Origin of the sequence: Maribacter sp. 4G9 (assembly GCF_002742265.1) — a bacterium.
In the GTDB taxonomy this organism is placed as follows: Bacteria; Bacteroidota; Bacteroidia; order Flavobacteriales; family Flavobacteriaceae; genus Maribacter.
In genome coordinates this window covers 1-516 of the sequence record NZ_MDGL01000100.1, presented here as the reverse complement: position 1 = coordinate 516, position 516 = coordinate 1, and the positions used below count along the sequence as shown (strand labels likewise).

Here is a 516-nt window from a genome sequence, read left to right as displayed (position 1 = left end):
AATGGAGTAGTGAAAAGTTCATTGCATGGGCAGGTCATATAGGAGAAGATTGCAAAGTATATATCATCAAAATACTAGATAAAAAGCAACATCCTGAACAGTCTTATAAATCATGTTTGGGTGTATTGCACTTAGCAAAAAAGGTAGGCAATAACCGATTGGACAAGGCCTGTAAAAGAGCCTCGGACTATGGAGCGTACAATTACAATATCATCGAACGTATTCTCAAAAAAGGATGGGATAGCCTTGATGAAAACATAGAACAAGAAATTGATATGCCTAGCCATGATAACATCAGAGGAGGCCATTATTACAAATAAAATAGAAACTCTAAAAACAGAAATATGAATACACAAACATTAGAACAGATGAAACAGTTAAGGCTTCATGGAATGCTCAGGGCTTTTGATACCAGCTTATCATCACAGAGCATCGATTACACCAATGATGAGCTGATAGCCTATCTAATACAATCCGAATGGGATGATAGGCAGAACAGAAAGATAGAACGTCTGA

General features: G+C 36.8%; 1 pseudogene. It reads left to right on the top strand.

The features are described from left to right. Positions 1 to 320: pseudogene (locus BFP75_RS10860) on the top strand (IS21 family transposase); the annotation flags it as partial. Positions 321 to 516 lie beyond the last annotated feature (196 nt).